27 protein-coding genes are annotated in these 26,690 nt (G+C 71.6%); 8 read left to right on the top strand and 19 right to left on the bottom strand.

All coding sequences use genetic code 11. From position 1 onward, the window contains the following. Window positions 1-14: 14 nt before the first annotated feature. The 5 genes from QMG73_RS12775 to QMG73_RS12755 form a co-directional block, all read right to left on the bottom strand. Window positions 15-473, bottom strand: coding sequence for a hypothetical protein (locus QMG73_RS12775; RefSeq protein WP_281894956.1), 459 nt, complete (start codon window positions 471-473; stop codon window positions 15-17). Continuing rightward, a complete protein-coding gene (locus tag QMG73_RS12770) occupies window positions 470-1,075 on the bottom strand; it encodes an RNA polymerase sigma factor (protein WP_281894954.1) in 606 nt (201 codons plus the stop codon). Before QMG73_RS12770 ends, QMG73_RS12775 begins: the two co-directional genes overlap by 4 nt. 1,030 nt (window positions 1,076-2,105) lie before the next feature. Beyond that, the gene (locus QMG73_RS12765) at window positions 2,106-2,510 is read right to left on the bottom strand and encodes an STAS domain-containing protein (protein ID WP_281894953.1); all 405 of its coding nucleotides are present in this window, start codon (window positions 2,508-2,510) and stop codon (window positions 2,106-2,108) included. Between the two features lie 98 nt (window positions 2,511-2,608). Continuing rightward, window positions 2,609-3,562 carry a hypothetical protein gene (locus QMG73_RS12760; RefSeq protein WP_281894952.1) on the bottom strand — a complete coding sequence of 318 codons (954 nt, stop codon included), beginning with the start codon at window positions 3,560-3,562 and terminating at the stop codon, window positions 2,609-2,611. Further along, a complete protein-coding gene (locus QMG73_RS12755) occupies window positions 3,559-4,008 on the bottom strand; it encodes an RNA polymerase sigma factor (protein WP_281894950.1) in 450 nt (149 codons plus the stop codon). Before QMG73_RS12755 ends, QMG73_RS12760 begins: the two co-directional genes overlap by 4 nt. A 188-nt stretch (window positions 4,009-4,196) precedes the next feature. On the opposite strand from QMG73_RS12755, the gene QMG73_RS12750 reads away from it, so the two are divergent. Next, complete coding sequence (locus tag QMG73_RS12750; RefSeq protein WP_281894949.1) at window positions 4,197-4,691, top strand: hypothetical protein; 495 nt, start codon at window positions 4,197-4,199, stop codon at window positions 4,689-4,691. 12 nt (window positions 4,692-4,703) lie between these two features. Here the strand turns inward: QMG73_RS12750 and QMG73_RS12745 are convergent, their stop codons facing one another. The 6 genes from QMG73_RS12745 to QMG73_RS12720 all read right to left on the bottom strand — a co-directional run bounded on the left by QMG73_RS12745 (window position 4,704) and on the right by QMG73_RS12720 (window position 9,273). After that, entirely contained in the window at window positions 4,704-5,378 is a 675-nt protein-coding gene (locus QMG73_RS12745) for a response regulator (RefSeq protein WP_281894948.1), read from the bottom strand. Next, window positions 5,375-6,538 (bottom strand): sensor histidine kinase, encoded by a 1,164-nt coding sequence (locus QMG73_RS12740; RefSeq protein WP_281894946.1) that lies wholly within the window; start codon window positions 6,536-6,538, stop codon window positions 5,375-5,377. Before QMG73_RS12740 ends, QMG73_RS12745 begins: the two co-directional genes overlap by 4 nt. A gap of 10 nt (window positions 6,539-6,548) precedes the next feature. Then, window positions 6,549-7,316 carry an ABC transporter permease subunit gene (locus tag QMG73_RS12735; protein WP_281894944.1) on the bottom strand — a complete coding sequence of 256 codons (768 nt, stop codon included), beginning with the start codon at window positions 7,314-7,316 and terminating at the stop codon, window positions 6,549-6,551. Continuing rightward, window positions 7,313-8,209: an ABC transporter ATP-binding protein gene (locus QMG73_RS12730; RefSeq protein ID WP_281894941.1), complete on the bottom strand. Its 897-nt coding sequence runs from the start codon at window positions 8,207-8,209 to the stop codon at window positions 7,313-7,315. The genes QMG73_RS12735 and QMG73_RS12730 overlap by 4 nt, the downstream gene beginning before the upstream one ends. A 113-nt stretch (window positions 8,210-8,322) precedes the next feature. Continuing rightward, the gene (locus QMG73_RS12725; protein WP_281894940.1) at window positions 8,323-8,943 is read right to left on the bottom strand and encodes an ATP-dependent Clp protease proteolytic subunit; all 621 of its coding nucleotides are present in this window, start codon (window positions 8,941-8,943) and stop codon (window positions 8,323-8,325) included. A 75-nt stretch (window positions 8,944-9,018) separates the two neighbouring features. Continuing rightward, window positions 9,019-9,273, bottom strand: coding sequence for a helix-turn-helix domain-containing protein (locus tag QMG73_RS12720; protein ID WP_281894937.1), 255 nt, complete (start codon window positions 9,271-9,273; stop codon window positions 9,019-9,021). Window positions 9,274-9,332: 59 nt separating this feature from the next. Here QMG73_RS12720 and QMG73_RS12715 point away from each other — a divergent pair, with 59 nt between their 5' ends. Beyond that, window positions 9,333-11,156: a hypothetical protein gene (locus QMG73_RS12715; protein WP_281894935.1), complete on the top strand. Its 1,824-nt coding sequence runs from the start codon at window positions 9,333-9,335 to the stop codon at window positions 11,154-11,156. Here QMG73_RS12715 and QMG73_RS12710 read toward each other — a convergent pair. Then, window positions 11,140-12,048, bottom strand: coding sequence for a Gfo/Idh/MocA family protein (locus QMG73_RS12710; RefSeq protein WP_281894933.1), 909 nt, complete (start codon window positions 12,046-12,048; stop codon window positions 11,140-11,142). The two genes, QMG73_RS12715 and QMG73_RS12710, sit on opposite strands and share 17 nt — an antisense overlap. Before the next feature lie 27 nt (window positions 12,049-12,075). Then, complete coding sequence (locus QMG73_RS12705; protein ID WP_281894931.1) at window positions 12,076-12,780, bottom strand: hypothetical protein; 705 nt, start codon at window positions 12,778-12,780, stop codon at window positions 12,076-12,078. 29 nt (window positions 12,781-12,809) lie between these two features. Between QMG73_RS12705 and QMG73_RS12700 the strand changes: the two genes are divergently transcribed. After that, the gene (locus tag QMG73_RS12700; RefSeq protein WP_407676787.1) at window positions 12,810-13,235 is read left to right on the top strand and encodes a hypothetical protein; all 426 of its coding nucleotides are present in this window, start codon (window positions 12,810-12,812) and stop codon (window positions 13,233-13,235) included. Continuing rightward, the gene (locus QMG73_RS12695) at window positions 13,228-13,626 is read left to right on the top strand and encodes a hypothetical protein (protein ID WP_281894929.1); all 399 of its coding nucleotides are present in this window, start codon (window positions 13,228-13,230) and stop codon (window positions 13,624-13,626) included. Before QMG73_RS12700 ends, QMG73_RS12695 begins: the two co-directional genes overlap by 8 nt. A 60-nt stretch (window positions 13,627-13,686) precedes the next feature. Here the strand turns inward: QMG73_RS12695 and fabG are convergent, their stop codons facing one another. After that, entirely contained in the window at window positions 13,687-14,442 is a 756-nt protein-coding gene (gene fabG, locus QMG73_RS12690; protein WP_281894927.1) for a 3-oxoacyl-ACP reductase FabG, read from the bottom strand. Between the two features lie 10 nt (window positions 14,443-14,452). Continuing rightward, window positions 14,453-16,096, bottom strand: coding sequence for an alpha-amylase family protein (locus QMG73_RS12685; RefSeq protein ID WP_281894925.1), 1,644 nt, complete (start codon window positions 16,094-16,096; stop codon window positions 14,453-14,455). A 100-nt stretch (window positions 16,097-16,196) separates the two neighbouring features. On the opposite strand from QMG73_RS12685, the gene QMG73_RS12680 reads away from it, so the two are divergent. Both QMG73_RS12680 and QMG73_RS12675 read left to right on the top strand, forming a co-directional pair. Further along, window positions 16,197-17,213: a LacI family DNA-binding transcriptional regulator gene (locus QMG73_RS12680; protein WP_281894924.1), complete on the top strand. Its 1,017-nt coding sequence runs from the start codon at window positions 16,197-16,199 to the stop codon at window positions 17,211-17,213. Between the two features lie 10 nt (window positions 17,214-17,223). Then, complete coding sequence (locus QMG73_RS12675; RefSeq protein ID WP_281894923.1) at window positions 17,224-17,859, top strand: DedA family protein; 636 nt, start codon at window positions 17,224-17,226, stop codon at window positions 17,857-17,859. Here QMG73_RS12675 and QMG73_RS12670 read toward each other — a convergent pair. The 3 genes from QMG73_RS12670 to lysX form a co-directional block, all read right to left on the bottom strand. Further along, window positions 17,856-19,181, bottom strand: coding sequence for a cellulose binding domain-containing protein (locus QMG73_RS12670; RefSeq protein WP_281894922.1), 1,326 nt, complete (start codon window positions 19,179-19,181; stop codon window positions 17,856-17,858). The genes QMG73_RS12675 and QMG73_RS12670 overlap by 4 nt on opposite strands. Window positions 19,182-19,241: 60 nt before the next feature. Next, the gene (locus tag QMG73_RS12665) at window positions 19,242-20,648 is read right to left on the bottom strand and encodes a carbohydrate-binding protein (RefSeq protein ID WP_281894921.1); all 1,407 of its coding nucleotides are present in this window, start codon (window positions 20,646-20,648) and stop codon (window positions 19,242-19,244) included. Between the two features lie 160 nt (window positions 20,649-20,808). After that, complete coding sequence (gene lysX, locus QMG73_RS12660) at window positions 20,809-23,886, bottom strand: bifunctional lysylphosphatidylglycerol synthetase/lysine--tRNA ligase LysX (protein WP_281894920.1); 3,078 nt, start codon at window positions 23,884-23,886, stop codon at window positions 20,809-20,811. Window positions 23,887-23,974: 88 nt separating this feature from the next. Here lysX and QMG73_RS12655 point away from each other — a divergent pair, with 88 nt between their 5' ends. Further along, window positions 23,975-25,072, top strand: a complete 1,098-nt coding sequence (locus tag QMG73_RS12655; RefSeq protein WP_281894919.1) for a carboxylate-amine ligase — start codon at window positions 23,975-23,977, stop codon at window positions 25,070-25,072. A 12-nt stretch (window positions 25,073-25,084) separates the two neighbouring features. Here the strand turns inward: QMG73_RS12655 and QMG73_RS12650 are convergent, their stop codons facing one another. Next, window positions 25,085-25,891, bottom strand: coding sequence for an Fpg/Nei family DNA glycosylase (locus tag QMG73_RS12650; protein WP_281894918.1), 807 nt, complete (start codon window positions 25,889-25,891; stop codon window positions 25,085-25,087). Window positions 25,892-25,966: 75 nt separating this feature from the next. Between QMG73_RS12650 and QMG73_RS12645 the strand changes: the two genes are divergently transcribed. Beyond that, window positions 25,967-26,569, top strand: a complete 603-nt coding sequence (locus QMG73_RS12645) for a DUF308 domain-containing protein (RefSeq protein WP_281894917.1) — start codon at window positions 25,967-25,969, stop codon at window positions 26,567-26,569. Window positions 26,570-26,690: the final 121 nt, after the last annotated feature.

Here is a 26,690-nt window from a genome sequence, read left to right as displayed (position 1 = left end):
AATGGACTCCTGATTCAAAGCTGCACCGGAGGGGTGGCGACCGCGCGGTGCAGGGGCAGAGCCGCCCCAGCGGTCGGATGGATCATGATCTGCATGAGGCCCGCCGGCAGGGCGGCGAACGCGAACCGGCCGTCGGTGTCGGCCACGGTCTCCTGTACGCCACGGGCGGTGCGCAGCTCGACGCGCAGGGCGGCTCCTGGCGCGATCCACCCGTCGATGCGGCGCTGTCTGGGGCCGGCGTCCGAGACGGTCACCATGACGGTGAGACTCTCGGCGGCGAAGGTCATCGTCGCTGCGGTCTCCGGCCCGCGCGCACCGACCGGCGCCAGGCTCTCGTGCAGCCGCATCAACTCGTGCTCCACGTTTTCGAGAGCGAGCGTGAAGAGGATTCGGTCGGCGAGGTCGGCCGGGGCCGGGTCGAGGGCCTCCCACATGTCGTGGACGTCCCTCAACAGGGTCACGTCATCAGTCACGCCGCCCCACTCCAATCCGGGTCGGCGGCCAGCCGGCCGCGCAGCTTGTCGAGGCAGCGCCCTCTTGTCGGGCCGATGCTGCCCACCGGTACGCCCAGCTCGGCGGAGAGCGTCGCGTAGTCAGGCCGGTCGTCGAATGCGATCACGCGAAGCAACCGGCGGCAGCGCTCCGGCAGATCAGCGAAGGCCCGCCACAGAATCCGGGCCGTATCGGCGGCGAGCACCGTCTTGTCGGGCCCGTCCACGGGTGGCAGGGCGGTGTCGAGCGTCTCGGGCTCGGCGACGTCTTCACGCCTGCCGGCCCGGGAAATCCGCCACGCCTCGCGGCGCGCGGTCGTCGTGGCCCAACGCATGACTGCTCGCGGGTCGCGCACCGACTCCACGTTGCGCACCAGCGCGAGCCACGTCGTCTGAACCACGTCTTCGGCTGACTCCCGATCCAATCCGTACGCCCGGACCACGTGCCACAGCACCGGGGTCAGCACGCGTACGAGTCGGTCGAGGGCATCCGGGTCACCGGCTCGCCACGCGGCGAACTCGCGGGCGGCCAGCTCCCACGAAGGCACCGCGACCCCGGTGTCGCCAGAGGTCGTAGACGTCATGACCCTCCTCCCCAAAGGTCACAGACTGCCCGCCATGGTAAGTGCGCGGTATCGGCCCGGTGGGCGCAGTGCGCGCGCACACCCGAGAGGAGGTGCCTGCGTGCGCCCCTGATACCGGATGTGGCGAAAAAAACTTCGGGTATCACCCGGATGTGCCGGCGCTCCTCTAACCAGACCCTGCTGGGGGCGCGGCCAACAGGGGGCCGGTCGCGCCACACCTCCCCGGCGGGGTGGGGGGAGGAACGCGGGGGTGCATTCCCGGGGGGATGCACCCCCGCCTCGTCTGCACGGACAGCGCGGGCGGGGACGGTCGGGCCCAGCACCGGGGCGCAGGCCCGCGCGGGGGGTGCGGCCCGCGCGGAGGGTGCGGGCTCGGGTGCCGGTGCGGGCCTGGCGTTCGCGCATGTTCCGGGATTTCGCGGGGTCGGAGGGCGGCGGATGCCGCATTTTCCCCGATGTTGCTGCATCGCACGCGGATCGGCGTCCGCGCACTACGCGGTATGTGCGCCCGGCGCGCGGGAAGGTTGAGCGCGCTGCTCGCGCTGCCGTCGGCCGACGGCCAGCGGAACGACGTATGGCTTGGGAAGGCGGCGCGGTGGAGCGCCGATCAAGCCATCGCCGTCGGGACGAGTTCGCGGGCCGATCACACGACGGGCTGTGAACATCTATTACTGCTCCAGCAGCAATAGATGTTCACAGCCCGAGTAGTCCGACCCGACCGGCGGGCGGCGCCCAGCGCCGCCACGCCTGCAGCCGGTGGTAGGGCGCCAGATCACGTGGCTCAGCGGCGGCGATCAAGGGCAACCGCATGGATCGAGGGCGAATGCACGCGGAAAAGAGATCGAACCGCGTGCATTCGCCCTTGATCGGCGGAAAGGGGGCGCCGCAGCCGCGCGGCCCGCCGCACGCGGAAGAGCGGCCCGCACGCGGAAGGGCGCCGCGCGGACCGGCGCCGCACGCGGACCGGCGCGCGCGGACGGGGCGGGCGGGGCGGGCGGACGAGGCAGGCGCGGACGGGGTATGGGGCGGTTTAGTGGTGGGCGGGGATTCGGGGGCGTAGAGGGGTGCTCGGCCACGGGCGGCGTAGTGCCTCGGACGGGTCGCTCGCGCCGACTGCCGCGCTGCCGACGATCGGGATGACCCGGTTGACGCGGGTGGCTCGCAAGGTGCGGCGAACCACCGGGTTGGGGTCGCAAAGCACGAGCTGGCCGCCGCGCGCCCGGATCCGCAGATGTACGGCTACCAGCGCACGCACCGCTGTGGCGGACAGGAAGCCCACGCCACGCAGGTCGAGCCGTACGGGCAGCGGTCCCGCTGGCAGTGCCCAGAGCTGAGCGCGGAACTCGTCGACGTTTGCTATGTCTATCTCGCCGGTGACGCGCACATCGATCCCCCGTGCGCCCACCGTGACTTCGGTGCGTAGCTGTTCCCCCATGGCAAGAAGCCTAGGAAGCGAACCCCCACGGGCGCGACCTACCAGGAGCGTAATTGTCGGCCGGCCGCCTACGACCAAAGTATGAGATGGCCCCTGAGTCACGCCGCGTGATCGGTGTGCCCGGCGGCGAGGAACACGATGAAGTCGGTGAGCCGGGTTTCGTCGGCTGACCGGTCCAGCCGCTCGTAGCTCAGCATCGCACCGGTCTCCGGGTCGAACACGGCCACCTCGCGTACCGCGCCGGCGTCGCTGTCGGCGGCGACCGCCACTCCGGGCCGCCCGGCGCGGTCCACGGTATCGCCGAGGTAGGTCATCCCGTCGGTGTCGGCGAGTACGCGCAGGGCGGCGCCCCGGTGTGCCGCGTCCAGGGCGTGGTAGCGGTACAGGTCGACGACCGCGCGCAGGGCCGCATGGGGGCCGGCGTCGAAGGGCTGGTGCTCGGCGAGCTGGCTGGCGAGGATGGCGGGCTCGGCAGACGGGTCGGGTACCGGTACCGCGAGCTGCCCGCGCTTGTACTCGGTGACCTCTTCCCGGGCGGGCGCCGTCGTCAGGTCGATGACGAGCTGGCGGCCGGCCCGGTCGGGCGTCCACCAGAGCTTCTCGTCGCGGTTGACGGCGGTGGACAACCCGGTGGTGTCGGACGCCCAGGTGCGCAGGTGCACGAACGTGTACCGGCCGGTGCGGCGCAGGTCGGACCCGGCGCCGACCTTGCCCTCCAGGACTGTCAGCGGCGCGCGTGCCGGCACCGCATCGGCGTGGTCGGCTACCGCGAGCGGCGAGGGCGACGGCGCGGCGGAGGGGCTTGGTGCCACGACGGGCGGCTTCGGCGGGGCACCGGTGGCCAGCCCGACGGCGGCCGCGACGACGAGCAGTACCGGCATGACCACCCAGGACACCCGGCGCGCGATGGTGGAACGGCGCTGCCGGTGCGCCATCTGGATCAGCTCGGCGGCGTTGCGGCGCGGCGCGGGCACCGGCCGGCCGTACGTCGGGTCCATGACCACCGCGGCACGGCGTACCAGGTCGTCGTCGCGAAAATCGTCGTCGCTCATGCGGTCATCACGCCGCCCAGAGCGTGCCGCAGCTTGTCGCGAGCCCGCTCCCGGTTGCGCCGGGCCGCCGCGGGGTCGCACCCCACGACCTCGGCGACCTCCTCGTCGGTGAGGTCGTCGAGCACGAACAGCAGCAGGCAGGTGCGTTCGTCGTCGGTCAGCTCAGCGCACGCGGCGGCCAGTTGGGCGTCCGCGCGGGCCAGGGGCGTCCACGGCACCGGCGTGCCGTGGCGGGCTCGGTGCAGCTGGTGAGCGATGCCCAGTAGCCAGGGAAGTGGCTGGTCGGGCGCGGCGACGCGGCGACGCCATGCCTCGATGAACGTCTGCTCGGCGAGGTCTTCGGCCTCGTTCGGCTCGCTGGCACGCCTGAGGAAGCCCACCACCCGCGGCCGGTGTCGACGCCAGATGCCGTCCAGCCACGCCTCGTCGTCTGCGCCGGTTCGCAACGGGACTCCTTGGACGCCGTGTCGTCACCCACGTGTATATCCCGCCGGGCGCTCTGGGGCGAGACCGACATTCGCACGCCCCGCCCAAAAACGCATCGCGATCTAGCAATCTGGCGCCTTGCTACCTAGCCTGAGGCGAATGGTCGCTCACAGTGTTGGAGCGACCACTTATTGCAATGGGGATCGCAATGACAAGGCTCACCCTCATCCCAGTCGCCATCCTCGCCCTCGTCCTGTCCATCGGCGGCACCGCCACCGCGGCACCGTCCGATGCGGACACCAACCAGCGACTCGTTTCCGAGTTCCTCGCCGCACACCCCGGTGGCCAGCAACTGGGCGACAACGAGATCGCGTACGGCGCCGTGATCGTCGAGGTGGCGGCACCGGTCGGCGCCTACGCCGCACCCGACTGCCCGGTCGGCTGGTTCTGCTTCTACGACGGCCTCAACTACAACTACCCCCGCGGCAAGCTCAGCTCATGTGGCTGGCAGGACCTCGGCTGGTGGAGCTGGCGCGACCGCACCGAGTCGGTGCACTACAACATGTCGACCGGATCACTGGTCTTCATCGCCGAGACCGGCGCGACCGACACCGCCCTCTTCACGGTCAGCACGACCAAGCGGACCGTCCCCGACGTGGCACCCAACCGCAACCGGGCCGACTATGTCTACCGTTACTGCTGACCCGGCCGACCGCTACTGCTGACCCGGCCTGATCAGGCCCGCCTCGTACGCGAAGATCACCGCTTGGACGCGGTCACGCAGGTCCAGTTTGGCCAGTACCCGGCCGACATGTGTCTTGACCGTCGCCTCGGCGACCGTGAGCTGCTCGGCGATCTCCGCGTTCGACCCGCCGCGCGCCAACTCGATCAGTACCTCCCGCTCGCGGTCGGTGAGCCGGTGCAGCCGCTCACCGACCGTCGACCGGCCGCTTGACGGGTCGGGCAGGTGATCGGCGAACGCGTCGATGAGTCGACGGGTCACGCTCGGCGCGACCACGGCGTCGCCCGCCGCGACCGAACGGATCCCGCTGATCAGATCCGCCGGCGGCACGTCCTTGAGCAGGAAACCGCTGGCTCCGGCGCGGAGCGCGGCGTAGACGTACTCGTCGAGGTTGAACGTGGTGAGCACGAGTACCCGGGCGGCGGAGCCGGACGCCACGATCTGCCGGGTCGCCTCGATGCCGTCCAGCACCGGCATGCGCACGTCCATCAGCACCACGTCGGGTGCGAGCGCGCGGGTCATGGAGACGCCCTGCGCGCCGTCACCCGCCTCGCCGACCACCTCCAGGTCGGGCTGCGTCTCCAGCACCATGCGAAATCCGAGCCGCAGCAAGGACTGGTCGTCCACAAGCAACAGCCTGATACTCACGCCGGCTCCCGGGTATCGGGGCGCAGGCGTGCGCGTACCCGCCAGCCCGGACCATCGGCGCGCGGCCCAGCCTCGACGTCGCCGCCGTACGCGGCGGCCCTTTCCGCCATGCCGGTGACGCCCTGCCCGTCCCCCGGCCTCGCTTCGGCGATCGGCGAACCGTCGTCGCTCACCTCGACCTCCACCCCGCCGTCCTCGTAGCGCAGCCGCACCTCCGCGGTGGCCCGCGGTCCGCCGTGCTTGAGCACGTTGGTCAGCGCCTCCTGCACGATCCGGTACACGGCCAGTCCCGCACCCGGACCCCAGTCTCCCGGTGTGCCCTCGCGGGTGACCGCCACCCGCACGCCCGCCGCGCGGACCCGCGCGATCAGACCGTCGAGGTCGTCGAGCCCGGGCTGCGGCGCGCGGCCGTCGTCGGCGTCGCGCAGCGGCCCGAGCAGGCGTCGCATCTCGGCGAGCGCCTGCCTGCCGGTGGTGGACACATGCCGCATGGCGTCGGTGGCCCGCTCGGGCGATGTCGCGGCGGCGAACGCGGCGCCATCGGCCAGCGCGACCATGACCGCGATGTTGTGCGCCACGATGTCGTGCACGTCGCGAGCGATCCGGGCGCGCTCGGCGGCGACCGCCAGCCGGGCCCGCTGGTCGCGTTCGCGCTCCAGGCGCAAGGCCCGCTCTTCCAGCTCCGCCAGGTACGCCTCGCGGGTGCGCACCATCAGGCCGAGCAGGATCGTCGCGGCGAGGGCCGAGCCGATGAAGCCGGCGACCGTCCAGTTCGGACCGTTCCAGAAGAGCGCGACAACCGCGGGTACACCAATGGCCACCACGATCGGCACGAGCTGCCGGCGCGGCCCGTACCGGGCGACCGTGTAGAGCGCCACGGCGATGACCGACTCCGGGTAGAAGCCCTCCAGGCGCACCTCGACCGCCACGGCTACCAGTACCGCCAGCCCGAAGACCGCCCAGAAGACCGGCACGGGCCAGCGCCGCCGCCACGTCAGCGGCGCGTGGACGGCGAGGAGGCACAGAAACGAAACCGGACCGTCGCCCGGCTCCAGCGCCGCCACGTTGAAGAGCACGAGCAACGCGGCGAGGCCGGCATCCACCATCCGGGGATGCCGGCGCAGTGTCGCCCGCAGAGCGGCCGCCCCTAGCTTGCCCATGACCAGCAAGCTACGCGTCCCGGCGCGCTAGCAGTGCCGCTCCGCCCGCGAGCGCCACCAGCACCCATGCGACGAGTACCGCCGCCGAGGCGGCCGGTGCCAGCGTCTCGAAGGGCGTGTTGTCGCCGCCCACCGCGTACATCGCCTGTCCGGCGATGGTGGGCACGAACTTCATGACGCGCTCGTCCCAATCGCCAGGCAGCACGGGTGTCAGCAGCGCGGGTATCACCAGCAGCGCGGCCGCCAAGGCGGTGACAGCACCGGCCGTGTGGCGCACCAGCGCGCCGACGCCGAGGCCCAGCAGACCCACGAGCACGGGGCAGGCGGCGGCGCCGAGAATCGCGCCGGGCACGCCCGGGTCGCCGAGCGACGCGCCGCCCTCGCCGATGAACGCCTGGCACACCAGGAACGCCGCCGGGCACACCACGAGCATGACGGGAAAGGTGAGCGCCGCGAGGGCGAGTGCCTTGGCGGCCAGTACCGGCAGCCGGCGCGGCACCGCCGTGAGGGTGGCCCGGATCAGGCCCGAGCCGTACTCGCCGGTCATCTGGAGGACGCCGAGCACGCCGATGACCAGTACGAAGAAGTCGAGTGGCAGGAACGCGGCGCCGACCGCCTCCCCGGCGTTGGCGGGCGGGTCGGACCGGCTCACGCCGTACCCGATCGCGCCAGCCAATCCGACGGTCAGCACCGCGACGGTGCCGAGCGTCGCCCACGTCGACCGGAGCGAGACAAGCTTGGTCCACTCCGAACGGAGCACGTGTCGAAAAGTGATCATCGGTACTCCACCGCCTCCCGGGTCAGCTCCATGTACGCCTCTTCCAGAGAGGCGCGGCGCGGGGTCAGCTCGTACAGGGGCAGGCCGCCGTCGAGGGCGAGGTCGCCGATCTTTTCGGCGGTCAGCCCGACGACCTGCACGGCATCCGAGTCGGTGGCGGTGACGGCGGCGCCGTGCGCGACGAGCAGGTCGCGCAGGTCGGCCGCGCGAGGCGAGCGCACCAGCACGGACCCGACGGCGACGCGCGCGATCAGCTCGTCGACCGTGGTATCGGCCAGCAGCCGCCCGCGTCCGATGATCACCAGATGCTCGGCGGTCACGGCCATCTCGCTCATGAGGTGGCTGGAGACGAGCACGGTACGGCCCTCGGCGGCGAGCCCTTTGAGCAGGTTGCGCACCCACACCACGCCGTCCGGGTCGAGCCCGTTGACCGGCTCGTCGAGCATCACCGTCGCGGGATCGCCGAGCAGCGCCACCGCGATGCCGAGCCGCTGCCCCATGCCGAGCGAGAAGCCACCCACCCGCTTGCCGGCGACGTCCGACAGCCCGGCGAGCCCCAGTACCTCGTCGACCCGCCGGGCGGCGATGCCGTGTGTCTGCGCGAGCGCCAGCAGGTGGCTGTGCGCGGTGCGGCCCCGGTGGACCGCCTTTGCCTCCAGCAGCGCGCCGACCTGGCGGAGCGGCGCGGCGTGCTCCCGGTACGGCCGGCCGCTCACGGTCACGGTGCCGGCGGTGGGACGGTCCAGCCCGACGATCATCCGCATCGTCGTGGACTTGCCGGCACCGTTCGGCCCGAGAAACCCGGTGACCTGCCCCGGCCGTACCGTGAAGGAAAGCTCGTCGACGGCGACCTTGTCGCCGTAGCGCTTCGTCAGCGCCCTAGCCTCGATCATGCCTTCGACGCTATGAGCGGCGTCGCTCCAGGCCGACCCCCGCGAGACTGGTCCCGCCGCCCCCGCTCGTACGCCGCAGGTCGTACACCCCTCATCCCGCGGTGAGGTGGGGGTCAGCGGCCGACGATCTCGTCGAGCAGGCCGTACTCGCGGGCCTCCTCGGCCGTGAACGTGCGCCCCGCCGACATGTCGTCCTCGATGCGGTTGCGGGGCTGACCGGTCGCGGCGACCACGCGCAGCGCCAACTCCTCCAGCTCGCGCAGGTACTGCCCAGCCGCCGCGGCCACCTCGTCGGCGGTACCGCTGACCGCGCCGGCGCGCGGCTCGGTGAGGCGGATCTGGGCGTGCGAGTACGCCAGCCGGCGCTTGGCCGCGGCGAGCACCCCGATCGCGGCGCCACCGGTGAGCGAGGTGACCAGGGCGTGCACCGGGGCGCGCATCGAGTCCAGCACGTCGATCAGCCCGAACGCGGCGGTCAGGTCACCGTCGGGTGTCGCCAGGTGCAGGCGTACCGGCTCGGTGCCCAACGCGTCGAGGGTGAGCAGCGCGGCGGCGGCCTGGGTGGCGGCGTCCCCGGTCAGCGGGCCGGTGACGATCACCATGCGCTGCTCGAACATCCGCTCCTGAAGCCAGGGCGGCATGCCGCCGATGGCCGGCTCGTCCGGCATGGGCGGCGGCGCGCCGGGCCGCCACGGCGGGCCAGCCGGCCCCGGCGGATCGAGTCGCAGTCTCACGCTTGTTCCCTCCTCGGTCCTTCCCGTGATCAGGGCGTCCCTCAAGTCGTTAGGGCGACTTGAGGGACGCCCTGATCACGGTGGGGGGTGGAGGCGCATCTCCAGCCGCACTCCGACGGCGGCCGCGTAGCGCTCCACAGTAGACATCCGTACGTCGACCTCACCGGCCTCCAGGCGGGCGACCGCCGGCTGGGACGTGCCCATCCGGACGGCGACCTCGGCCTGCGACAGCCCGGCGGCACGGCGCTGCTCCGCGAGCTGAGCGAGCAGTTCGCGGCGCCGGATCGCCATCTCCCGGAAGCCCGGGAGCAGCGGCAGGTCGTCCTCCATATCAAAAACGATATACCGATGGCCGTGACCGCGCACAAGCCCGCCACGTTGTCTCCCCCGTGGAGCCCTCTGCGCCGCCCGCCCGGGCCGAGACCGTCTTCGTGCGGCAGTACGAGCGCCTGGTGCGGCTCGCGTACCTGATCGCGCCCGCTCCGCCGGGCCGGCAGTCACGGCTGGTGCGGGCGCACCGGCTGGTCCACCGGGCGCTGCCGTGGCGCGCGCGCACTCCTTTGACGTACCCCGAACTGGTGGTTCGCGTACTGCGCCGCGCCGCCAAGCCGCACCGCCGGGCGCTGCCGGTGGTGGTCACCTGGGCGTGGCACACGCCGCTGACTGGCAGCCGTGCCCACCGGGAGCTGGACGAGGCGCTCGCCACCGCCGAGCCGAGCGTGCGCGCCGGGTACGCCCTGACGATGCTGGAGAACCTTCCGGCCCGCGACGCCGTCCTGCTGCTCCAGCAGGCGGGCTGGAGCGACGCGGTACGCCAGCTCGCCGCCGCGTCCGCGCTGCGCCAGCGCATCCACGAGGCGTACGGGCTCAGCCCCGACCACCAGCGCCACCTGCTCTCCGAGGCGCCCGCCGATCCCACGCTGGTCCAGCTGCGCGCCCCCGACCCGCTGATGATCCGGCTGTGGCGGGGCACCCGGCTGGGCGCGACGGCACTGGCCACCGCTCTCGCGGCGGTGCTCGCGGGCGGTCTGGTGTTCGGGATACCCGGGACACCGGGCGACCAGGAGCGGCTCCAGGTGCGACGGGTCGCCGCGAACGCGTGGTCCAAGGCGACCGAGCTGACGCTGAACACCTGGCCGACGAGGGGGGCTCGGGCGGGCGACGACGCGCTGCTGCGTACCGCGCTGACCGCCTGGTACGACGGGCGGCTGGAGTCGGTTCACGTGAACGGCGGCCCGCCCAGCGAGCCGCCGCAGGTGCTGTACGCCGGTGACGTGGACGGCACCACCGTGGCCGTACTGGCCGACGCCACCCGGATCGCCACGTACACCGAGAAGGGCACCGAGCGGGCGCTGCGCGTCGAGCCGGCGCCCCGCCCGGACGGGTACGCGGCCAGCGCGATCCGGCTCACGCCCGGGCGGTACCTGCTCGCGCCGTGGGTAGCGGGTGCCGAGGCCGGCGACCTGGACGCCGAGGACTGGCACCGCTTGGAGGTGACGGACGGCCTCACCGATGCCGGGCCGCCACCGCTCGAATCCGGATCCGGGTGCTGGCAGGGCCCGCTGCTGCGGCTGCGTTCGGTCGAGGTGTCCCGCGACGGGCCGTTCACGCTCGCCGACCTGGGCACCGCCGCGCTCGCCCACCTCATGTACGTGCCGACCCGGCCGTCGAACGACATGACCCGCCCGGCCGAACTGGACGCGGGCGCGGGCCTCTGGCGGCGGCTTGGCTGCACCGTGAGCGGCCTGCGGGGCACCGCCGCCGAGTCCGTCACCGCGTGGCAGGTCTGGTCGGGGCGGCTGCGGGCCAGCGCCAGCGAGCGCGACACGAAACCCCGTGACATCAGCGCGCAGGTGGCGTGCGTGCGCGCCGCCCTGCCCGGCGACGGAAACCGGGTCTGGGCGGTCACCCAGGTCGGCGCCGAGGCGCCCGCGGTGGTCGCCGAAGCCACCGGTACCCGGCTGTGCAGCCATCTCGCCCGGCACGTCGTCGTCGGCTGGTGGTGGCAGTCGCCGGCCGGCGACTGGTACCACGTGGCGGTGGGCAGTCGCGACGTGAAGGGCATCGAGGTCACCGTCGACGGCGCCACGAAGCGCGGCGGCACGGTGGTCGCCTCCGGCCCGTACCCGGACAAGCCCGGCAGCCCCGCGACCGTCCACGCGACCGGTCGCGACGGGCGCTCGGTGCCGGTACTGCCTACGCCGCCACGCTGACCGTACGGCCCTCGCGGCGGGCGGTCTCGGCGGCTTCCAGTACGGCCACCACGTCCCGCCCGAAGCGCACGTCGCACGGGTGCCGGGTCGCGCCGGCCGCCACATCGCGGACGAGCTCGCCGATCGCCTTCGTGAACGCGTCCACCGCCGTGCCGTCGGCACCCGGAAGCGTCGCGAGACCGTGCTCGCCATAGAACACGCAGTCGCGGATGCCGGCCTCAGGCGGCGCGTCGAGGGTGAGCGAGACCGTGCTGACCGCGCCGCCGGTGTGCCGCAGCGTGAGGTGAACGGTGGAGCGCGGCGCGTCGACGCAGGTCACCTCGGCGACCGGGCCGAGCACCGGCCACAGTACCGACAGCGCGTGCGGGCCGATGTCCCACAGCCCGCCCCGCTCGCGGCGCCACGGCGACAGGCCGTACGGGTTGCCCGGCTGGAAGATCGACGCGAACTGGGTCAGCCGGGCGCCGTGCCAGTCGCCGGCCGCGGCGGTCGCGGTGAGGAAGTCGGTGATGCTGCCGTAGAACCGGTTGGTGAAGAAGACCACCGAGGAGAGGCCGCGCTCGTCGACCGCCGCGACGATCCGGTCGGCCATGGCGGTGTCGAGCGCGACCGGCTTGTCGAGCAGCAGGTGGCGGCCGGCTTCGGCGGCTCGCAGCGCAAGGCCGGCCTGCACGTCCGGCGGTACCGCCACGGCCACCGCGTCGACGTCCGCGAGCAGCGCGTCCACGTCGTCGTACGGCGCGATGTCGTACCGCTTCGCGAGCGCCTCCGCCTTGGCCGGGTCACGCCCCCAGACGGCGACGAGATCCGCGTCCGGGTGTGCGGTGAGCCCCGCCGCCTGCGTCTCGGCCGCCCAATGCCCCGTGCCCAGCAGGCCAAACCTGAGTCCCATGCCGGCCAGCCTACGTGTGACCAGGCATTACTCCGTGCGCGGCCGGGGTCTGGGCAACCTGCGGCGCTGGGCGTAACGCTCGGTGGCCAGTAGGGCCTCATGGGCCTCGACGGCGGCCTCCGCGGCCTCGTCGCGCAGGGCCTGCAGGGCCACCTCGGCCACCTGCACCTCCTGCTCGGCGTAGCGCACGGCCACGTCCGCGCGGTGGTACACCCGCCGGGCCGCACGCTCCTCCAGCTTGTACCGGTACGCCGCCCGCTCCCGCTCCTCCTGATCGGGATCCCAGTCGCCACTCGCGCGCAACCACACCTCGCGGAGCTGCTCGACCGAGATGTCGCCGTTCCGGTACGCGGTCAGAGCCGCCCGGGAGACGTCCCGCTGTTGCTCGTCGGGGTCGGCCATCCGCTCTTCCTGGGCGGCGCGGCCGGCCAGTACCGCTTGCCATGCCCGCTGGTGGACCTGATCGGCCGCTTCCTGCGCCGCCCACGCTTCTTCGCGGGCGCGCTCGGCCTCGGCGAGCCGTTCGCGAGCGTCGGCCGCCGCTCCGGCGGCGCGGCCGGCTTCGGTGTGCGCGTTGTTGGCGTGTGCCGCGAGCTCTTCGGCGGCGGCGCGCAGCTTGCGTGGGTCTGGCCGCCGCGTGCGGGGGCGCTCGGCGACCGCCGCGAGCGCCACCAGAGCGAGGATTACGACCCCGGCGGTGAGTAGCAGCGCCCATACAGCGGTGACGTTCACTCGACCCAACTCCCCAGGCCCATCGAGCGATGTCAACTATACGCGCGGCCAGGTCACGGCCTACTACGTGCATTAGTAGGGTTGCCTCCGTGAACGACACCCTGGGAGTCGTGGTCATCGTCGCGGCGCTCGCCGTCGCGGCCTGGTGCGCGATCGCCGCCGTCCGGAACCGGCCGCCGGACCGCAGTCACGTCATCGGCGTGGCCGTGGTCGAGCTGGCCGCGCTCGTGCTGACCGTCGTGGCGATCGTCGCGATGATCGGCGGCGAGCGGCCCGGCGAGGCGGGCACCTTCGTCGGGTACCTGATCACGTTCCTCGGTCTGCCGCCGGTGGCCGTGTACCTCGCCCGGATGGAACCCACCCGGTGGGGATCGGTGATCCTCACCGTCGCCTGCCTGGTCATGCCGGTGCTCGTGGCGCGACTCCAGCAGCTATGGGAGGCGACCGGTGCGTGAGCGGGTCAACTCGGGACCGGGCCGGGTCCTGATCGTGGTGTACGGGATCTTCGCGCTCTCCGCCGGTGCCCGCGCGGCGGTGCAGATCGGCACGAAGTTCGGCGAGGCACCGGGCGCGTACCTGCTCTCCGCGTTCGCGGCGGCGATCTACCTGGTGGCGACGATCGCGCTGGTGCGCGGCGGGCCCGGCGGGCGGCGGCTCGCGCTCATCTGTTGCTCGATCGAGCTGGCGGGTGTGCTGGCGGTGGGCACGGCGAGCCTAGTGGCCTCGTCCGCGTTTCCGGACGACACGGTGTGGTCCGGGTTCGGCAAGGGGTACGGCTTCGTGCCGCTGATCCTGCCGATCGTCGGCCTGTACTGGCTGCGCCGCACCGCCCGCGTCCCAGCATGATCATTGCGTCATTCAAGTCGCCCTTATGACTTGAATGACGCAATGATCACGGGGAGGCCGTCAGGCGCGAGGGCCACCCGCAACGTAGATGACCTGGCCGGAGACGAACCCGGCGCCCTCGCTGACCAGGAACGAGATCGTGTGGGCGACGTCTTCCGGCCGCCCCACCCGGCGCACCGGGATCTGCGCCGCCGTCTGCTCCTGGAAGTCTTCGAAGCCGACGCCGACGCGCGCCGCCGTGGCCGCCGTCATGTCGGTGACGATGAACCCGGGCGCGACCGCGTTGGCCGTCACGCCGAACGGTCCCAGCTCGATCGCCAGCGTCTTCGTGAAGCCCTGCATGCCGGCCTTGGCCGCCGCGTAGTTGGCCTGCCCGCGGTTGCCCAGCGCGGACGTGCTCGACAGGTTGACGATCCGGCCCCAGCGCTGCTCGACCATGTGCTTCTGCACGGTGCGGCTGAACAGGAACGCGCCCCGCAGGTGCACACCCAGCACGGTGTCCCAGTCGTCTTCGCTCATCTTGAACAGCAGGTTGTCGCGCAGCACGCCGGCGTTGTTGACAAGTACCGTCGGCGGGCCCAGCTCGGCGGCCACCCGCTCGACGGCGGCCTCCACCTGCGGCTTGTCGGCCACGTCGGCGCCTACGGCGAGCGCCCGCCCGCCGGCCGCCACGATGCTGTCGACCGTGTCCTTGCCGGCCGCCTCGTCGAGGTCGACGACGCCCACTGCCATACCGTCGGCGGCCAGCCGGCGGGCGGTAGCCGCACCGATGCCACGCGCCGCACCGGTGACGATCGCGATCCGCTGCTCAGTCATGTGCCGGAGCCTACGCGGCGCGACGAAGCCTGATCCACCGGTAGCCGTACCCGCCGAGGGCCAGCGCGTCGAACGTCAGCTCGCCGTACTCCTGGTCGGCCAGTACCTCGACGGGCAGGTCGGCCTCTTTGGCGAGCGCGCCCAGGTCGACCTCGACGTCGTCGGTCCCGAGGTTGTGCAGAAAGACCATCGTGCCGGACGGCCCGTCGGCCCGGTGCGCCAGCACGCCGGGCGGCGCGGGTACGTCGATGTGTGTGCAACCGCCCGAGCCGACCTCCGGCGCCTCGCGCAGGGTGTGGATCATGCGCTCGAACCACGCCAGCAGGGACGCCGGGTCGCGGCGCTGGGCGGTCACATTGACCTTCTCGTACCCGAATTCACCACCCGAGATCACGGGCCGCACCAGCTGGCCGGCCGGTGCGCTGGAGAAGCCGCCATTCGGCGCTGACGACCACTGCATGGGGGTGCGGATCGCGTACCGGCCGGTCTGCGCCAGGTCTTCGCCCATGCCGATCTCGTCGCCGTACCGCAGCACCGGCGTGCCGCGCAGGCTGAACTGGAGCGCGTACGCCAACTCCAGCCGCCGGCGGTCGCCGCCCAGCATCGGGGCGAGCCGCCGACGGATGCCCCGGTCGTAGAGGCGCATGTTCTCATCCGGGCCGAACTGCTGGTACACCTCTTCCCGCTGCTCAGCCGTGAGCCGGGAGAGGTCGATCTCGTCGTGGTTGCGGATGAACGTGGCCCACTGCGAGTCGGCCGGCAGCATCGGCGTATCGCGCAGCGCGTCGATGATGGGTTCCGGGTCCTGCCGCGCGAGCGCGAGCACCAGCTTGCCGTTGAGCATGAAGTCGAAGAGCATGTGCAGCCGGTTGGCCGAGCCGCCGGCGTCGGAGAAGTACGCGACGAGGCTGTCGGGCTCGACGTTTGCCTCGGCGAGCAGGATCGCGTCGTCGCCGCGCCACTGGACGTGCGCGCGCAGGTCGGTGAGAAACTCGAAGTCTTTGGGCGAGTTGGCGTTGCCGGGCTCGGTCAGCTCGATGATGAACGGCGCCGCGTCGATGCGGAATCCGGAGACGCCGAGCTGGAGCCAGAACGCGACGATCTTCTTGACCTCCTCGCGCACCCGCGGGTTCGCGAAGTTCAGATCCGGCTGGAACTTGTAGAAGCGGTGGTAGTACCACGCCTTGGCCGTGCGGTCGTAAGTCCAGGTCTCCCGCTGCTCCCCCGGAAACACCATGCCCTGGTGCCGGTCCGGCGGCTCGGTCTCCGACCACACATACCAGTCTCGGTACGGAGAATCGGGTGACGAACGCGCCGATTGGAACCACGGATGCTCGTCCGACGTGTGATTGACGACCAAATCGATGATCACCCGGATGCCACGGTTTCGGGCTTCGTGCAGCAGTTCGGCGAAGTCACCGAGGCTGCCCAGCCGGGGATCCACGCCGTAGAAGTCCGTCACGTCGTACCCGTCGTCACCACCCGGCGAGGGGTGGATCGGGTGCAGCCAGACGCAGGTCACGCCCAGCCTGGCGAGATAGTCGAGCCGCCCGATCAGCCCTCGAATGTCGCCGACGCCGTCGCCGTCCGAATCGGCGAACGAGTCGACGTCGAGGCAGTAGACAACCGCTTCGGAGTACCAGCGCTCTCCCATGAGGTATGTGCTTTTCCGTTGCCGGCCAAGGTCAAACTAACCGCTACTCGCACGCTTCTGCGATCATCGGGGCTGGGCTGCCGGGCTGGGGGGAGGGGCGATGGCGACCATCTATGACGTCGCGCGGCGTGCGGAGGTGTCACCGGCGACGGTTTCGCGGGTGGTGAACGGACACGCCAATGTGGACCCGGCATTGGCCGAACGCGTCCGCACCGCGATGCGCGAGTTGAATTACCGGCCGAACGCGGTGGCGCGAAACCTGCGCCGCAGCCGCACGACGCTGTGGGCCGTGATAATCGCCGATATCGGCAACCCGTTCTTCACCGCGCTGGTACGCGGCGTGGAGGATGTGGCGCAGGGTGCCGGGTACTCGGTGGTGCTGTGCAACTCCGACGACGACGCGGGCAAGGAAGGGCAGTACGTCGACGCCGCGCTCGCCGAGCAGATGGCGGGTGTGATCATTTCGCCGTCCGGTGACGCCGCGAACGTCAACCGGCTCATCGAAGCCCGCGTACCGGTCGTCGTGATCGACCGGCAGGCCGACGACGTGCGGGCCGACACTGTACTGGTCGACAACGAGCACGCCGCCGAGCTGGCCACCACGCACCTGATCGAGTCCGGGTACCAGCGGATCGCCTGCATCACCGGCCCGCACAGCGTCTTCACGGCCGACCAGCGGCTGCTCGGGTACCGGCGGGCCCTGGAGTCGCACGGCCGGCCGTTCGATCCCGAGCTGGTGCGATACGCCGACTTCCGCGAGCAGGGCGGCTACCGCGCGATGGCGGCGCTGCTGACCCTGCGACCGCGTCCCGACGCGGTCTTCGCCGGCAACAACCTCACCACGGTCGGCGCGATGGAGTGTCTTGTGGACAGTGGCGTGCAGGTGCCGGGCGAGATGGGCATGGTGGGTTTCGACGATGTGCCCTGGGCGCACCTGGTGCGGCCCTCACTGACCACCGTCGCGCAGCCGACGTACGAGTTGGGGCGCACCGCCGCTGACCTGCTCAGCCAGCGGATCGCCAACCCCGACCGGGCGCCCTCCACGATCACGCTGAACACGAAGCTCCAGATCCGCGACAGCTCGGTGCGGGGTGTGGATCTGCGTCACGGCGGGTAAGTCCGGTGCCGTGATCACCGAAGCGGACCCCACGGAACTCGGCGGAATCACCGGATGGGTCGCCCAGGTGGTCGACGCGTTGGGCGAGATAGGCGTCGGCCTGCTCGTCGCCTTGGAGACGGTGGTGCCACCGGTGCCCAGCGAGGTGGTGCTCGCGATGTCCGGGTACCTGGCGAGCGCCGGCAGGGTCAACGTCGTCCTGGTGATCGTCGCGGCCACCGCCGGGTCGCTGGTCGGTGCGCTGGCGCTGTACTACGCCGGTGCCGCGATCGGCGAGGAGCGGCTGCGCCGCTGGCTGGACCGCCTTCCGCTCGTCGACAGCCAGGAGCTCGACCGGGCCGACAGGTGGTTCGAGAAGTACGGCAGGTGGGCGGTGCTGTTCGGCAGGATGGTGCCGGTGGTGCGGAGCCTGGTGTCGGTGCCGGCCGGCACGAACCGGATGCCGCTCGGCCAGTTCGCCGGTCTCACCGCGCTGGGCAGCGGCGTCTGGAACTCGATATTCGTTGGGCTGGGGTACGCGCTGGGTGACCGGTGGCAGGACGTCGAGCGGTACAGCCACTGGTTCGACCTGGCCCTCCTGGCGGCGTTCCTGGCGGCGGTGCTGACCTGGGTGGTCAAGCGCCGCCGCCAGGCCCGCAGCCGCTAGAACCCGGCGGTGATTCGGGTGTACTCCCAGTTCGCCTGGGAGATGCCGCTGCAGTTGGAGACGACACCGCCTCCGGGACAGGGCCGGTCGCGGTTGACGGACCAGAAGGCCAGCCGCGCGAGGCCACGCGCCTTGGCCCAGTCGCGGATCTGCGTCCACGTCGCGGGGCTGGTCAGCTCCTGCTGATCCGACAGGCCGTTCATGCCGGAGATGCCCATGTGGGCGTACGCGGTCGCGTCCGACCAGCCGAACGCCGTCTTCAGCGCGTTCTTCAGTCCTTCGGAGGCGTTGACGGTGTTCTGGTACATGTTGGCGCCGCCACCGAAGTCGAACGGCATGATCGTGAAGACGTCGATGTTCGACTGGAGCGCCGCGGCTCGGTTGATCAGGCGCGTGCCCCACCACGACGGGCCGGACGTGCTCGTACCGAACGTGATGATCGTCTTGATGCCCGGGTTGTTCTGCTTGACGATCTTCAGGGCGTTCAGGATGCGGTCCTGCACCGCCTCGTTCTCGAACTCGTCGGTGTTCTCGATGTCGACGTCGATCGCCTTGAGCCCGAACGCGTTGATGACCTGCTGGTACGCGCCAGCGAGCGCCTGCGGCGTCGAGCAGTTCGGCCCGAGCTTGTTGCCGCTCCAGCCGCCGATCGACGGGATGATGTCGCCGCCGGCCGCCCGGATCGCGCTGATCGTGCTGGCGTGCACGCCGCCGGTGAGCGGCGCGTTGCCGTCCCAGCCGGGCGAGCAGCCGCCCGCCGAGAGGATGAACGCCATCGTGAACCAGCGGATGCCGGTCGCGCTCATCACCGTGCCGGGCGCGGGCGGGTCGCCCCAGCCCGGGTACAGGTAGGGCGCCGCCCTCATCGCGCCGGTCACCGGCGGCGGTGTGGTCGGCGGCGGAGTGCTGGGTGGGGGCGTGGTGGGGTTGCCGCCACCGGCGCAGGACTGCCCGTTGACGCGGCAGTTGGCGGGATTGCCGGTACCGGTGACGATGAACCCGAAGGACGCTGTCGCACCCGGTGACAGCGTCCCGTTCCACGAGCGGTTGGTGAACGTGTGGTGCTGGCCCGACGAGGTCAGCAGCGCGTCCCAGTACGTGCCCATCGTGCTGCCGGACGGCAGGTCGAACTGCACGTTCCAGGCCGTGATGGTCGACGACGTGTTGTTTGTGACGGTGATCTTGGCCTCGTAGCCGGTCTCCCAGCTCGACGTCCGGACGAACGTCGCGGTCTCGGCGGACGCGGGCGTCGCCAGGATCACGGTGGTGGCGCCGACGACCGCGAGGACACCGGCGCCGCCCAGAACCCGTAGGGCTTTCATTGGGCCTCCCATAGACGGATGCCCAATTATTAAGATTCCTAACCGGAAATGTAAAGACTCTTAACGACGGAACTGGAACCAGTTCACGTTGACGAAGTCGGCGGGCTGGCCGCTGGTGAACGTCAGGTACACCGTGCGCGTGCCCGTCACCGCGGACACGTTGCCCGGCACCGAGGTCCAGGTCTGCCAGCCGCCCGTGTTGGCGAGGGCGAAGCTGCCGATCGGCGCGCTCGTTGGGCTGTCCAGACGCACCTCCACCAGGCCACTCACCCCGCCCGCCGCACCCGAGGCGACCCGGGCCACGAAGTCGAGGGGCCGGGTCGACCCGAAGTTGACGTTGTCGAAGCGGACCCAGTCGCCGTTCGCGATGTGGCTGACGTTGAGCCCGCCCTCGCTACACGTCTCGGTCTGCACGCCGTTCTGCGCGTTGAACGACTCCGCCTCGATCCGGGCGTACGCGTCGCGACTACCACCGGGCGGCGGGGTCGTGACGGCCGGTGTCGTGGGCGTCGTGCCGCCGCCGCTGGTGTAGACGGCCACGTAGTCGACGAGCATCGGCACGCCGGAGACAGTGCTGCCGGTCGGGGTCGCGCTGCCCGCGACGCCGTTCGGGAAGGCGCCGCCCATCGCCACGTTGAGCAGCAGGAAGTACCCGGAGTGGCTGGTCATGTTGGACCAGTGCGGCTCACCCACCTGAGACTGGGTGACGGTGTGGAAGTGCTGGCCGTCGACGTACCAGCGCAGCTGCTGCGGGCTGACGCTGGCGTCCCACTCGAAGCGGTACGTGTGGAACGCGGACTGGCACGAGCTACCCGGGCAGGCGCGGGAGGCGCCGAGGCCGTTGGTCTCGTTGCACGGGCCGCCGGGGTTGACTCCACAGTGGAGTACGCCCCAGACGGAGTTGATGCCGTTGACGTTCTCCATGACGTCGAACTCGCCGATGCTGGGCCAGTTCTGGTAGTTGCCCCGGTACGGCGCGCCGAGTGCCCAGAACGCCGGCCAGTACCCAGCGGCCGCCGCACCGGTCACGTTCGGCATCTGGATGCGGCCCTCGATGCGCAGTACGCCACCGGACGGCGGCTTGAAGTTCGTGCGGGTGGTTTCGATGCGGGCCGAGGTCCACCCGCCGGAGGAGTTGCGGATGGGCGTGATCCGCAGGTTGCCGGAGCCGTCGTGGCTCACGTTCGTGGTGCTGTTGGTGTACGTCTGGATCTCACCGGTGCCCCAGTTGGCCGGGCCACCGGGGTAGGACGTGCCGGTGTCGATGATCCAGTTCGACGACGACGGCAGGGTGTTGGCCGCACCGGTGAAGTCGTCGCTCCACACCAGCGACCACCCCGACGGGGTGGGCGGGAGCGCGGCGCGGGCGTTGAGCGTGACGGCGAGCAGTGCGGAGACGGCGGTGACGACGACCGCGACGCCGAGCAGGCGTCTAGCGGGGTGGCGAGTGGACGCTTCTGGATTCATCGACAGACCTCTCTCAGGACGGGGCTTGAGAGCGATTGCTCGCGCGCGGGCGGCATCGAGGTTCGCGACTGTGAGAGCGCTCTCTGAGAGGTTTGTACTTCGATGGAAACGAATTGTCAATATTTTTTTAACAGATCATAGGGAAAGGCATAAAAGGCCGTTAACGCACCAGGGGGAACGGCAGAGTGTCGCGGATGGCCCGTCCGGTCAGCAGCATGACCAGGCGATCCACGCCGATACCGAGCCCGCCGGTGGGCGGCATCGCGTACTCCAGCGCCTGCAGGAAATCCTCGTCGAGCTCCATCGCCTCCGGATCGCCGCCCGCCGCCAGCAGCGACTGCTCGGTCATCCGCCGGCGCTGCTCGACCGGGTCGGTCAGCTCCGAGTACGCCGTGCCCAACTCCACGCCGAACGCCACCAGATCCCACCGCTCGGCCAGCCGCGGGTCCTTCCGGTGCGCCCGGGCCAGCGGCGCCGACTCCAGCGGAAAGTCCGTGTAGAACGCCGGCGTGGTCGTGCGCGGGAGCACCAGCCGCTCGTACATCTCCTGGAGCAGCGCGCCGCGCTCCCACCGCGGGTCGTACGGCACACCCGCCGCGTCGGACATCCGGCGCAGCGCGGAGAGCCCGGTGTCCGCCGTGACCCACTCCCCCAGCGCCGTCGACAGCGCCTCGTTGACCGTCACGACCGGCCACTCGCCGGACAGGTCGTGCTCCACCGGTACGCCGTACGGGCCTGGCTGGTGCGCCACCGTCGACCCGTACACCGCCAGCGCCGCCCGCTGCACGAGGGCCTGCGCCAGCTCCCGCATGGTCCGGTAGTCCGCGTACGCCTGGTACGCCTCCAGCAGCGTGAACTCCGGGCTGTGCGTGTGGTCGACGCTCTCGTTGCGAAACACCCTGCCCATCTCGAAGACGCGCTCCACGCCGCCCACGGCCAGCCGCTTGAGATGCAGCTCGTGCGCGACGCGCAGGTACAGGCGAGCGTCGTAGGCGTGCAGGTGCGTGGCCAGCGGGCGGGCGCACGCGCCGCCGTGCACGCGCTGCAGGACCGGCGTCTCCACCTCCAGGTAGCCCCGGTCGATCAGCGTCTCGCGGAGGCTGTGGGTCGCCGCGCTGCGGGCGCGCAGCAGGTCGCGCGTCTCGGCGCTGGTGATCAGATCCAGGTACCGCAGGCGCACCCGCGCCTCGGGGTCGGCGAGCCCGCGACGCTTGTCCGGCAACGGGCGCAGGCACTTGGCGGTCAGCTCCCACGACTCGGCGCGCACCGACAGCTCCCCGCGCTTGCTGGTGACCACCTCGCCCCGTACACCCAGGTGGTCACCCAGGTCTACTGTGGACCGCCAGTCGGACAGTCCACTGTCGACGAGTACCTGGAGGTCGCCGGTCCAGTCGCGGATCGTCGCGAAGCACACGCCACCGTGGTCGCGCAGTAGCACCACGCGGCCCGCCACCGCCACCCGGTCACCGGTGGCGCTGTCTGGCGGCAGGCCCTCGTACCGGATCGCCAGCGCCACGCTGTTGTCGGTGCGGTGGAAGCCGACCGGGTAGGGGTCGATCCCGGCCGCGACCAGCCGTTCGCGCTTGGCGAGCCGCACCTGCGCCTGTTCTGGCATGGGCGTATCCGTCGCCGGCTCCGCCGCCGCGGTGGCTTGCGCGACCGCCGGCGCCGCCAACCGGGTGACGCGCCCCGCCGACACCAGTGCGCGGGTGACATCGTGGTTGGCGCAGAGGTATCGCGGGTGCCACAGCGGCTGGTACCGGGCCTGGAAGCGGTACCGCTCCGGAGAGTCGGCCACGCCGAGACAGACCCGGTCGACGCCCAGCCTGGCCGCGTCGCGCATGAGCGCCACCATCAGGAACTCCACCACACCGTCCACCGCGTCGGGCGCGCGGCGGAGCAGGTCGAGCACCAGCCCGCGCTCGCCCCACGGAGCGAGCGCCAACAGCGCCTTGCGCGCCCCGTCGGCGTCGAACGCCTCCACGAGCACGCAGCGACCGTCGGCCGGGTCGCCGAGCCGCCCCAGCGCGGGCCCGAACGCCGCCGGCCACCCGTTGGCGAGCGCGCGGGCGGTCGCCAGCTCCTCCGGGGACGCGTCAGCGCTCCGGCGCACCAGTGCGGTGTACCCGGCGGCCTCGGCGCGACCCGCCGCCTGGCGTACCGGCCGCATGTCCCGCCCCTCCACAGTGAACTCTCCACTCAGGAGCGTCGCCGCATCGCCCCGGTGCGCGCCGGCCAGACCCGCACGGGCGTACGCGGACGCGCCCTCCTCGCTCGCAGCGTGCACCGCCGGCTTCCAGCCGTGTTTCTCCGCCCGCGCCATCCAGGCGTCGATCGCCGGTCCCCACGCCTCGGGATCGCCGATCGGATCACCGGCGGCGAGGCTGACCCCGCGCACGACCCGGTACGGCACAGCCGCCTTGCCGGTGGGCGAGAACGCCACGGCCAGGTCGCGCCGGGTCGCGAAGTACCCGAGGGGGTCACGGTCGCCGTACCGCGCCAGCAGGTCACGGACGCCCTGCTCGGCACCGGCGTCCCGGGGCGTCGCGCGGCGCCGCGAGCGCAGCAGGACCACCGCCACGGCGGCGAGCAGCGCCACCGCGCCCGCGAGGCCGAGCAACAGGTCCACCCAGCCGGGAGCGCGTCCTTCGCGGTCGGGGTCGACGATGAGGCCGCCGAGCACCATCTCCGCCGCGTATCCGAGCCGGTACTGGCCGACGGTGCCCGGGTACTCGGTCACCAGCCAGCGACCACCCCAGATGCCCGCGGCTGCCAGCACCACGAAGAGACCGACCGCCCAGGGCAGGCCGGCCCAGCGCGCCCGCGTGGTGAATTCCCCGTACGCGACGAGCGTCAGGAGCAGGCCAAGCGCGGCGAGCGGGGTGCCGACCGCCCGCACCACATCGTGACCGCTGCCGATGGCCACCACGATGGCGATCAGGAGGTAGCCGGTGAGTACCCAGAAGGCGATCCGGCGGCGGTGCGCCACGGCCATGCCGAGCACTCCCGCGAACGCCGCGAAAGCGAGGTTGGCGGGGGTGGGCATCGCGCGTGGTGGGCGTACCACATCGGGGAAAGCACCCACGACGGCCCAGACCGCGCAGGCGACCGCGACCGCCCACAGGGCTGCCGCCAGGATCGTCGGGATACGTCGCCGCCAGGTTGGTCGCGCGGCGCGGAGCACGCGCGCCTCCCGAGTCGGTGCGGCGGTCGCGGGTCGGCCCATGGTGGCGGTCACGGCGTACCTCCCCCGTTGAAGGGATCTAGCTCACATAATGGGCCAAAAGGATGGTTCGCCGATGGTGATTTCCGGGTAATTGATGGCCGTGACGCTCACTGTTGGGGTCGAAGAGGAGTTTTTGCTCCTGGACGCCGAGAAGACACAGGCAGCGGCCGCGGCCGACGCCGTGCTCGCCGAGGTGCCGGCTGACCTGCGTGGTCAGGTGACACACGAATACCTCACCAGCCAGATCGAGATAAACAGCCCGCCCGGTCTCGACCTCGGCGCGCTGCGGCACGCGCTGAGCCTGCTGCGCGGCGGCGTGGCGGACGCCGCCTCGCGGGCCGGTGTGCGGGTCGTCGCTATCGGTTGCTCTCCCGTGACCGGGCCGGAACCGCCGGTCGTCGACAAGCCGAGATTTCACCGGATGGTCGAGCGGTTCGGTGCGCTATCCCCCGGTCCCGGGCTCAACGGGCTCCACGTCCACATCGGCATCCCCGATCCCGAGACCGGGGTGCGGGTGCTGAACCACCTGCGGCCGTGGCTTCCGTTGCTGCACGCCGCCACGACCAACTCACCATTCGCCGACGGTCTCGACTCCGGATACGCCAGTTGGCGGTCGGTGATGTGGGCACGCTGGCCCTCGGTCGGCCCGACGCCGTATCTGGAGTCGCACGAACACTACGAGCGGATGGTCGCAGACCTCATCGCCACCGGCGCGATGCTCGACGAGGGAATGCTGTACTGGTACGCGCGGCTCTCGGCGAGCTATCCGACCGTCGAGATCCGGATCGGCGACGTGTGTCCCAGCGTCGATGACACGGTGCTCCTCGCCGCCCTGGTGCGCGGGCTCGTGGCCACGGTGCTCGATGACATCGAGCGTGGCGTCGTCGCGCCGCGGGTGCCCCATCACCTGCTCACGGCGGCGCACTGGCGGGCGGCGCACGACGGGTTGGCCGGGCTCGCCGTCGACCCCGCCGATCAGCGCAGCCGCCCGGCATGGCACCTCATGCGCCGCCTCTTCGACACGGTACGGCCGGCGCTCGCGGCGCATGGCGACCTTGAGCTCGTCACCGTCCTCATGGGACGGTTGCGCGCCCGTGGCACCGGAGCGTCCCGCCAGCGCGCGGTGTACGCCCGCACCGGCGAGATGTCAGCGGTCCTCGACTACCTGGCCGCACAGACCCGCGCCCGCGCTTCGTGATCCTGCCCGTGATCAGGGCTGGCAGGCGGGGCACCAGTAGGAGTTGCGACCGGCGAGGCCCGAGCGCAGGATCTCCGTGCCGCACACCAGGCACGGCTGGCCGGCGCGGCGATACACGTACACCTCGCCGCCGTGCCGGTCGACCCGCGGCGCCCGCCCCATCGCCTCCGGCATGTGTCGGCTATGGACGGTGTCGATCCGGCCCCGCGTCACGCCTTCCTTCATCAGCTCGCGCAGATCAATCCAGATCGCCTGCCACGCCTCGGCGCTCAGCTCGCGCCCCGGCCGTGTTGGCGGGATGCCCGCGCGGAACAACACCTCCGACACGTACACCAGACCCGCACCGGCCACGATGGACTGATCGAGCAGCAGCGCGGCCAGCGCTATGCCGCTGCGGCTGATCCGCGCGTACGCGGCATCCGGGTCGGCGTCGTCGCGCAACGGGTCGGCGCCGAGCCGCGCGCGCAGCACCGCCACCTCGGGCGGGCTCAGCAGCTCGCAGGCGGTCGGCCCGCGCAGGTCGATCCAGTGCCGGTCGGTGGTGAGCCGCAGCCGCACCTGCCCGATCGGCGGCGGGACCGGCTGCTCGCCGTCGCTGAACACGCCGTACAGGCCGAGGTGCACGTGCAAGATCCGGTCACCCGCGTAGTGGTGCAGCAGGTGCTTGCCGTACGCCTCGGTGTCGAGGAGCTCGGCACCCGTGAGCGCGGCGGCGCCGGCCGCGAACCTGCCCTGCGGGCTTGAAACGGCCACCGGCCGCCCGGCCAGCAGCGAGCGGTGGTGGGCGGCGAGACGGTGGATCGTGTGTCCCTCGGGCACCGGAGGATGCTAATGCATGGTTACTGGGGCATCGGGGTACACCAGGTTGTCCCCCCATGTTTTAGGAGGTGTCCCGTGGTGCGGATGCCATCGTTCTCCCGCCACTCGACCGCGACGGACTCGACCACGACCGATCAAGAGCGCGTCGACGAGCGCCGGACCGCCGATACAACGGCCATGAACGTACGGACGCAGGAGGACGAGCGCGCGGCCCGCGAGAGGGCCGCGGCGGTCGACCGCCGTGCCGAGGCCGACCGTGCGGCGGCGGACCGCGCCGAGACCGAGCGGATCTCCCGGCGTCGGGAGCCGGGCCTTGCGCCCGAGCCCGTCACCGAGCCCGAGGTCCGGGGCCCGCGGCCGCGGGCCAGCCTCATGGCGACGCTGGCGCTGATCAGCGGCGTCGCGGGCGCGCTCTTCGTGCTCACGGGCGTGCTTGCCGGGTACGGAATCGTGCTCGCCGCCCTGGCGGTGCTGTTCGCCGTCGGTGGCTTCTCGGCCACCAGCCGCCGGCACGTCGCCGGCAAGTCGGACGCGATGATCGGGCTGCTGCTCGGCATCGGTGCCATCGTGGTCGGCATCCTGGTGCTCACCGACTCGCTGTCGTGGCTCACCACGGCCAGCGACAAGGTCGGCGACCTGCGTACGTGGCTCGACAACCAGACCGTGGACCGGTTCTAAGGGTGTGAGGGGCGGGTCCGCAACGATTCGCCCCTCCCAAGGCCAAGATACGCAACGATTAAACTGTCAACGCAAGATTCTACGGTGGTTCTCGACGGCTGGTGACGCATAGCGTTGCTGG

It is taken from the genome of Phytohabitans aurantiacus (assembly GCF_027923225.1).
GTDB lineage: Bacteria > Actinomycetota > Actinomycetes > Mycobacteriales > Micromonosporaceae > Phytohabitans > Phytohabitans aurantiacus.
The sequence above is the reverse complement of the archived record's forward strand: the minus strand, read 5'-3'. Positions and strand labels throughout refer to the sequence as shown.

Excerpts from the sequence above, each read along its gene's own strand:
- QMG73_RS12770 (WP_281894954.1), bottom strand. The coding sequence starts at position 1,075 with ATGACGTCTACGACCTCTGGCGACACCGGGGTCGCGGTGCCTTCGTGG.
- QMG73_RS12765 (WP_281894953.1), bottom strand. The coding sequence starts at position 2,510 with ATGGGGGAACAGCTACGCACCGAAGTCACGGTGGGCGCACGGGGGATC.
- QMG73_RS12760 (WP_281894952.1), bottom strand. The coding sequence starts at position 3,562 with ATGAGCGACGACGATTTTCGCGACGACGACCTGGTACGCCGTGCCGCG.
- QMG73_RS12750 (WP_281894949.1), top strand. The coding sequence starts at position 4,197 with ATGACAAGGCTCACCCTCATCCCAGTCGCCATCCTCGCCCTCGTCCTG.
- QMG73_RS12740 (WP_281894946.1), bottom strand. The coding sequence starts at position 6,538 with ATGGGCAAGCTAGGGGCGGCCGCTCTGCGGGCGACACTGCGCCGGCAT.
- QMG73_RS12735 (WP_281894944.1), bottom strand. The coding sequence starts at position 7,316 with ATGATCACTTTTCGACACGTGCTCCGTTCGGAGTGGACCAAGCTTGTC.
- QMG73_RS12730 (WP_281894941.1), bottom strand. The coding sequence starts at position 8,209 with ATGATCGAGGCTAGGGCGCTGACGAAGCGCTACGGCGACAAGGTCGCC.
- QMG73_RS12720 (WP_281894937.1), bottom strand. The coding sequence starts at position 9,273 with ATGGAGGACGACCTGCCGCTGCTCCCGGGCTTCCGGGAGATGGCGATC.
- QMG73_RS12710 (WP_281894933.1), bottom strand. The coding sequence starts at position 12,048 with ATGGGACTCAGGTTTGGCCTGCTGGGCACGGGGCATTGGGCGGCCGAG.
- QMG73_RS12700 (WP_407676787.1), top strand. The coding sequence starts at position 12,810 with ATGTCAACTATACGCGCGGCCAGGTCACGGCCTACTACGTGCATTAGT.
- fabG (WP_281894927.1), bottom strand. The coding sequence starts at position 14,442 with ATGACTGAGCAGCGGATCGCGATCGTCACCGGTGCGGCGCGTGGCATC.
- QMG73_RS12685 (WP_281894925.1), bottom strand. The coding sequence starts at position 16,096 with ATGGGAGAGCGCTGGTACTCCGAAGCGGTTGTCTACTGCCTCGACGTC.
- QMG73_RS12680 (WP_281894924.1), top strand. The coding sequence starts at position 16,197 with ATGGCGACCATCTATGACGTCGCGCGGCGTGCGGAGGTGTCACCGGCG.
- QMG73_RS12670 (WP_281894922.1), bottom strand. The coding sequence starts at position 19,181 with ATGAAAGCCCTACGGGTTCTGGGCGGCGCCGGTGTCCTCGCGGTCGTC.
- QMG73_RS12665 (WP_281894921.1), bottom strand. The coding sequence starts at position 20,648 with ATGAATCCAGAAGCGTCCACTCGCCACCCCGCTAGACGCCTGCTCGGC.